The organism is Mesorhizobium sp. M7A.F.Ca.US.005.03.2.1 (assembly GCF_003997795.1).
Taxonomy (GTDB): domain Bacteria; phylum Pseudomonadota; class Alphaproteobacteria; order Rhizobiales; family Rhizobiaceae; genus Mesorhizobium; species Mesorhizobium ciceri.
The window spans coordinates 1-4,748 of the sequence record NZ_RZRP01000491.1; the positions used below are offsets into that span (position 1 = coordinate 1).

The 4,748-nt window shown below is 64.1% G+C and carries 4 protein-coding genes; all 4 read left to right on the plus strand.

Going from position 1 to position 4,748, the window contains the following annotated elements; all coding sequences use genetic code 11:
* The first annotated feature begins 160 nt into the window (after window positions 1-160).
* Window positions 161-484: a YnfA family protein gene (locus EN991_RS23785; protein WP_127369675.1), complete on the plus strand. Its 324-nt coding sequence runs from the start codon at window positions 161-163 to the stop codon at window positions 482-484.
* A gap of 1 nt (window position 485) precedes the next feature.
* Window positions 486-1,463 carry a small ribosomal subunit Rsm22 family protein gene (locus EN991_RS23790; RefSeq protein WP_127369676.1) on the plus strand — a complete coding sequence of 326 codons (978 nt, stop codon included), beginning with the start codon at window positions 486-488 and terminating at the stop codon, window positions 1,461-1,463.
* A 220-nt stretch (window positions 1,464-1,683) separates the two neighbouring features.
* The gene (locus EN991_RS23795; RefSeq protein ID WP_013532525.1) at window positions 1,684-3,174 is read left to right on the plus strand and encodes a replicative DNA helicase; all 1,491 of its coding nucleotides are present in this window, start codon (window positions 1,684-1,686) and stop codon (window positions 3,172-3,174) included.
* A gap of 222 nt (window positions 3,175-3,396) precedes the next feature.
* A partial coding sequence (gene radA, locus EN991_RS23805; RefSeq protein ID WP_127369678.1) for a DNA repair protein RadA occupies window positions 3,397-4,748 on the plus strand: 1,352 nt, incomplete at its 3' end.

Consider the following 4,748-nt stretch of genomic DNA (forward strand, 5'->3'; position numbering starts at 1 on the left):
ATGCGCGATATGGGGCATCGTGAAACGGCTCCCGTCAAAAAGAGCCCGGCCGCCAAGCCGGCTCGCCGCCGCAAAGTTGCCGACCAGGAATAGCATTGCCGCTTGCCATTGCCGGCGCCTGCACTGAAAAAGGTCCCGTGACCGTCGCGGGACCTTTTTCATGACCTTTGTCCTCTATGCCGCCGCCGCTCTGGCCGAGATCGCCGGCTGCTTTTCATTCTGGGCCTGGTGGCGGCTGGAGAAGTCGCCGCTTTGGCTGCTTCCCGGCCTCGCCTCGATTGCCCTGTTCGGCTTCCTGCTGGCGCTGGTCGACACGTCAGCGGCCGGTCGCGCCTACGCCGCCTATGGCGGCATCTACATCGTGGCGTCGCTTGGCTGGCTGTGGCTGGTTGAAGGCGTTCGCCCCGACCGCTGGGATCTTGCCGGTGCCGCGCTCTGCATTGCCGGTGCTTCGGTGATCCTTCTCGTCCCGCGGGGCGCTTGAGATGGAGTTGCCTGCCTCCCTTCGCCAAGGTGTCGAGCGTCTGCTCGAAAACGTTCCGCTGGCGGTACTCAAGCAAGCGGCAAAGACGCTGTCCGACCGCTACCGCGCCGAGTTGCGCGACGGCCGTCTGCACATGGCCGAGGATCTGGCGGTGAAGGCCTATCTGGCGACGCGGCTGCCGGCGACCTATGCCGCGATCCGTTCCAGCCTCGACGCGCTGAGCGACGCCAAGCCTGCCTTTCAGCCCAGGACCTTGCTCGATGTCGGCGCCGGCCCTGGCACGGTGCTTTGGGCCGCGACCGATCTGTGGCCCGATCTCGAACAGGCGGTGTTGTTCGAAGCCAGTGCCGCCGTGCGTAAGATCGGCGAGACGCTTGCCGGCAACACTATTGCCGCCCAGACCAGATGGCTGGCCGGTGATGCCACCATCGACCTTGCTGACATCGAGCCGGCCGATCTGGTCACGTGCGCTTATGTGCTCGATGAAATCGCGCCGGCATCGCAGCCGAAACTCATCCACCGGCTCTGGCAACTCACTGGCGACACGCTCCTGATCGTCGAGCCCGGCACCCCCGCCGGCTGGCAGCGCATCCTTGCCGTGCGCCGGCAGCTGATCGAGGCGGGCGCACATGTGCTTGCGCCTTGCGCGCATCAGGCGCCCTGCCCGCTGGTCCAGCCCGACTGGTGCCATTTTTCCCGCCGCGTCGCCCGCTCGCGCCTGCATCGGCTGGCCAAGGATGCCGACGTGCCGTGGGAAGACGAGAAATTCATCTACGTCGCGGCTTCTCGCGACGGCCCCACATCACACCAGGCACGAGTTCTTGCGCCACCGAAATCCGGCTCCGGCAAGGTTCTGCTCAAGCTTTGCCAGGACGACGGCACCGCCGCCGAGCGCTTGTTCACCAAGCGCGACGGCGCCGACTTCAAGTTGGCCCGGCGACTGGACTGGGGCGACAGGCTGGACAACATCGCAAAATGAACAGCGCCATTGTTCTTGCTTTGTTCCGACGAGTCAGATAGAGAACCACGCCCTGTCGAGTCAACCGGAATCGGGGCACGCGAATACTCTCCTGTGGACGATTGGTTGTTCCTGTGAACAACGGGCATCAAGGTTCTTTGGTTGGGTAGTGATGCAGAAAGGTCAGCACCGACTCATCACGTTCTGATATCGAAAGGCCGGGATTGAAATCGGGGATATCATGGCAGAGGCAGCGCGAAAATTCGGCGTCGCGGAAACACCGCTTTATCGTGAAGCGCCAAACAACATCGAGGCTGAGCAGGCGCTGCTCGGCGCCATCCTCGTCAACAACGACGCCTTCTACCGCGTCTCTGACTTCCTCAAGGCCAGCCATTTCTACGAGCCGCTGCACCGCAAGATCTATGAGGTGGCGTCCGAGTTCATCCGTATGGGCAAGGTGGCGACGCCGATCACACTGAAAACCTTCCTGCCGGCCGACGAGAAGGTTGGCGACATGACGATGGCGCAATATGTCGTGCGGCTGGCGGTCGAGGCTGTGACCGTCGTCAACGCCACCGACTATGGCCGCGCCATCTATGACCTTGCGACGCGCCGCGCGCTGATCACCGTCGGCGAAGACATGGTCAACATCGCCTATGACGCGCCGGTCGACATGGCACCCGGCGAACAGATCGAGGATGCCGAGCGGCGGCTGTTCGAGCTGGCCGAAAACGGCCGCTACGATGGCGGTTTCGAAAGCTTTTCCGATGCGTTGAAGAATGCCGTCGACATGGCCAGCGCGGCCTATATGCGCGATGGCCACCTGTCCGGCATTGCCACCGGCCTGCGCGATCTCGACCATCGCATGGGTGGCCTGCAGCCTTCGGATTTGATCATCATCGCCGGCCGCCCAGGCATGGGCAAGACGTCGCTGGCCACCAACATCGCCTACAACATCGCTGCCGCCTATGAGCCTGCCCAACAGGCCGACGGCTCCGTCAAGGCGGCCAATGGCGGCGTCGTCGGCTTCTTCTCGCTTGAAATGTCGTCCGAGCAGCTGGCCACCCGCATTATCTCCGAGCAGACCGAGATTCCATCGTCGAAAATCCGGCGCGGCGATTTGACGGAAGCCGATTTCGGCAAGCTTGTCGCCTACACGCAGGAGAACCACAAGCGCCCGCTCTACATCGACCAGACGGGTGGTATCTCGATCGCCCAGCTCGCGGCGCGCGCCCGCCGCCTCAAGCGCCAGCGCGGGCTGGACCTGATGGTCATCGACTATATCCAGCTGATGCAGGGTTCATCTGCCAAGGCGTCGCAGAACCGCGTCCAGGAAATCACCGAGATCACCACCGGACTGAAGGCGCTCGGCAAGGAGTTGGGCGTGCCGATCATCGCGCTCTCACAGCTCTCGCGTCAGGTCGAAAGCCGCGACGACAAACATCCGCAGCTGTCCGACCTGCGCGAATCGGGCTCGATCGAGCAGGACGCCGACGTCGTGCTGTTCGTGTACCGCGAGGAATATTACATCAAGAACAAGGAGCCGGAGAAAGGCACGCCCGAGCATCTCGCATGGGAGACGAAGATGATCGAGGTCCAGGGCAAGGCCGAAGTGATCATAGCCAAGCAGCGCCATGGACCGACCGGCACCGTCAGCCTTGCCTTCCAGGGCGAGTTCACCCGCTTCTCCGACCTCGCCGAGGAGCATCATCTGCCGGAAAGGTTCGAGTGACCTATTGAGACAGGTCCCATTCCTTGGCGCCCCCCTCTGTCCTGCCGGACATCTCCCCCTCAAGGGGGGAGATCGGATGGCATCGACGCTTTCGCCAATTTTTGGCGTTGAAAAGAAGGCGCAAGCGCTGAAGCTGCAAATCTCCCCCCTGGAGGGGGAGATGGCCGGCAGGTCAGAGGGGGGCGCTGCCCCGCCAGCCTGTCACCGCGTGGCTTCCATCTGATGGCCAAATCGCGCGTCCAATTCATCTGCCAAAGTTGCGGATCGGTGCATCAGCGCTGGGCCGGCAAATGCGATGCCTGTGGCGAGTGGAACACGCTGGTCGAGGAAGGCACGTCCGGCGGCATCGGCTCAGGACCAGCCAACACGCGCAACGCCCGCAAGGGACGCGCCGTGGTGCTGACCACGCTGTCCGGCGATATCGAGGACGCGCCACGCATCATCTCGGGCATTGGCGAACTCGATCGCGCCACCGGCGGCGGTTTCGTGCGCGGCTCGGCGCTGCTGGTCGGCGGCGATCCCGGCATCGGCAAGTCGACGCTGCTCACCCAGGCGGCCGCGGCGCTGGCATCAAAAGGCCACCGCATCGTCTATGTCTCGGGCGAAGAGGCGGTCGCGCAGATCAGGCTGCGGGCACAGCGGCTTGGCGTCGCCACTTCTCCGGTGGAACTGGCTGCGGAGACCAATGTCGAGGACATCCTGGCGACGATCGCCGACGGCAAGCGGCCTGATCTCGTCATCCTGGATTCGATCCAGACGCTGTGGACCGACCTTGCCGATTCGGCACCCGGAACCGTCACCCAGGTGCGCGCTGCCGCCCAGGCGATGATCCGCTATGCGAAATCCACGGGTGCGGCGATCGTACTGGTCGGCCATGTCACCAAGGAAGGCCAGATCGCCGGGCCGCGCGTCGTCGAGCACATGGTCGACGCCGTGCTCTACTTCGAAGGCGAAGGCGGCCACCACTACCGCATCCTGCGCACGGTGAAGAACCGTTTTGGACCGACCGACGAGATCGGCGTCTTCGAAATGTCGGACAAGGGCCTGCGCGAGGTCGCCAATCCGTCCGAGCTTTTTCTTGGCGAACGCCATGCCAAATCGCCGGGGGCGGCGGTTTTCGCCGGCATGGAGGGGACAAGGCCGGTGCTGGTCGAGATCCAGGCACTGGTCGCACCCTCCTCGCTCGGCACGCCGCGCCGCGCCGTCGTCGGCTGGGACGGCGCCCGGCTGTCGATGATCCTGGCGGTTCTCGAAGCCCATTGCGGGGTGCGATTCGGCAGCCATGATGTCTATCTCAATGTCGCCGGCGGCTACCGGATTTCGGAGCCCGCGGCAGATCTCGCAGTGGCGGCCGCCCTGGTTTCCTCGCTCACCGGTCTTGCCCTTCCCGCCGATTGCGTCTATTTCGGCGAAATCAGCCTTTCGGGCGCCGTGAGGCCGGTTGCGCATGCGCAACAGCGCCTCAAAGAAGCCGAAAAGCTGGGTTTTGGAAGCGCGGTTCTGCCCTCGGGCAGCGGGGAACTGGCCGGGGGGATCGGGGCCGGTTCTTTCCAGCCGACCGAGCTTGCCGACCT

Bases quoted from the DNA above. Each gene is read 5' to 3' on its own strand.
- EN991_RS23790 (WP_127369676.1), top strand. From the start codon at position 486: ATGGAGTTGCCTGCCTCCCTTCGCCAAGGTGTCGAGCGTCTGCTCGAA.
- EN991_RS23795 (WP_013532525.1), top strand. From the start codon at position 1,684: ATGGCAGAGGCAGCGCGAAAATTCGGCGTCGCGGAAACACCGCTTTAT.
- EN991_RS23785 (WP_127369675.1), top strand. From the start codon at position 161: ATGACCTTTGTCCTCTATGCCGCCGCCGCTCTGGCCGAGATCGCCGGC.